General features: G+C 69.4%; 3 protein-coding genes. All 3 read left to right on the forward strand.

The annotated features are described in order from the left end of the window. Positions 1 to 494, forward strand: a 494-nt coding sequence (locus M8J73_RS35180) for a hypothetical protein (protein WP_249829511.1), incomplete at its 5' end; no start/stop codon positions are given. Between the two features lie 89 nt (positions 495 to 583). Next, entirely contained in the window at positions 584 to 976 is a 393-nt protein-coding gene (locus tag M8J73_RS35185) for a GNAT family N-acetyltransferase (RefSeq protein WP_055539172.1), read from the forward strand. 30 nt (positions 977 to 1006) lie between these two features. Beyond that, entirely contained in the window at positions 1007 to 1702 is a 696-nt protein-coding gene (locus tag M8J73_RS35190; RefSeq protein ID WP_055539163.1) for a hypothetical protein, read from the forward strand. The last annotated feature ends 161 nt before the right edge of the window (positions 1703 to 1863 follow it).

Raw genomic sequence — 1863 nt, forward strand, 5'->3', positions numbered from 1 at the left:
CCCGGGACTGCCAGGACCTCGACGAGGAACTCGACGCCCTCGTCGGCGACCGCGCGGACGGCGTCCTCGCCATCGAGCGGCCGGATCTCTTCGCCCGCCAGCTCGCCGAACGTCTGCGTCTCGAAGTGGAGTTGACCCGGCTGTTGTCCCAAGCGTGCTGCTGCGGACCCGCGTCCGGTGCCACCATCGAGGCCGAGGAGGATGCCCCGCCGCACTGCCGGAACCGGCCCGAGACGATCCTGCACGCCTGTCTTGACGCCTTCGCTGCCGCCGGGGACCCGCCCTCCCTGTCAGCGGAGGATCTCGTCGCCTCTCTCAGCGACCTCTCCGGAGGCGACGGTGGGCGCGGCCCGTACGCCGGCCTGACCGAGATCCGTCTCGCTAAGCTCCTGGCCCTGAACAACGTGTACGCCTGCGCCATGGACGACGACCGGAAGGTCAAGGGGTACCGGCGCAGTGCCGTGCTGCTCGCCCTTGAGGGGTTTCCCAGCTGAACCACCCGCTGCTCGCCAGGATCCACCCGGCGACCGAGGCGGACTGGGCACTGGGTGATCGCCTCCACCAGGACTGCTCCGAGGTGAACATGCTCCGGCGGTGGGGCCGGACCCGCATCACCCGGCGCGACTTCACCCGGCTGCTGGGCCACTGCGCTGTCTGGATCGGCCTCGACATCGAGGAAACTCCGCTCGCGATGGTCTCGGCAGGGTTCGTCAGTCGCGGGGACGGTGTCGTCGATCTTGGACTGCAGGTCGCCGACGCCCACCAGCGCCGTGGCATCGGCACACTGCTTGCCCGGCACGCTGCCGTCCACGCCCGCAGTCGTGGTGCCCACACTCTGACCGCGTACACCGAGGCTTCCAACACGGCGATGCTGCGCCTGCTCGCCCGCCTTGGGCCCGTTGAACACACCCGCGACGGCACGCACGTCGCTGTCCGGATTCTGCTCGGCGAGCCCACCGACGACGGGCCGTCGTGATCGCCCACCATCGAGAAACCACCCCCGCCCATGCCTTCCACCCCTCCGTCTGCGTCCGCGAAGAAGGCGCTCACGGCGCTTGATCACCGAATAGAGGCGGCTGTCGGCCACAGCATCGATCAGCTGTGGCAGCACCGTGACAGCGGCCTCCTCGACGAGCCACGCGCACGTCTGGTCGACGCCCACCGCGCACTGGTAGAGGCAGTACATGCCGTGACCTTCTACCGGGTTCTGCTCCAGCGGCTGGCCTCCGGTGAGTTCGAAGTCGACGAGGCGCTGATTACGCGCATCCATCGAACCATCGCCACGCTGGAGCAGGCCGCGGCCACCCGGGACGAGCACGAACAGCAGGTCATGGCGGCGCTGGAAGTAGTGGAAGACGCTGCCCGGACACGCGGAACCCGACCGTCGGCGGAACTCCCGGCGCCGGATCACGCGGCACTGCTGTCCATCGCCCAGGGCGCCAAGCTTCACGAACACCTGCTCACGCAGCGCCTGTCGGTCGTGACCGCTTCCGGCACCCGGATTCCGTACAGCCAGTTCCAGCGCTTGGAGGCGGCCGGGCTCGTCGAGCGTGACGACTCTCGTCCGCTGCACGCCGGGCAGCCCGTCACCATCACTGACGCGGGCCGCTCCCTCCTCGCCCCGTCGCGACCGTCGGGACCGGCGACCGTGCCGGCCGTACGGAGAGCTGGGACCTGGCCGACGTCCGCCCCTCGCCGGTGAACACGGCAATGCCCCGCACGCGCAGCGCTGTTTCCCTCCGTTATGTTTTTTTGCGGTCCTGCAAGAGGACCGCTGGCCTCCGGGCCCGGCATGACTTTTGCCCCCTGTCGAACGCATGACCTGGGGGGTGGTGTCACCGGGTCTGAGGGGTGCCGTCGGAG

The sequence above is a fragment of the Streptomyces neyagawaensis genome, from assembly GCF_023516595.1.
Lineage (GTDB): Bacteria > Actinomycetota > Actinomycetes > Streptomycetales > Streptomycetaceae > Streptomyces > Streptomyces neyagawaensis.

What these genes read in the sequence shown, in the direction of transcription:
- M8J73_RS35190 (WP_055539163.1), top strand. Translation starts at nt 1,007, where the DNA reads ATGCCTTCCACCCCTCCGTCTGCGTCCGCGAAGAAGGCGCTCACGGCG.
- M8J73_RS35185 (WP_055539172.1), top strand. Translation starts at nt 584, where the DNA reads ATGCTCCGGCGGTGGGGCCGGACCCGCATCACCCGGCGCGACTTCACC.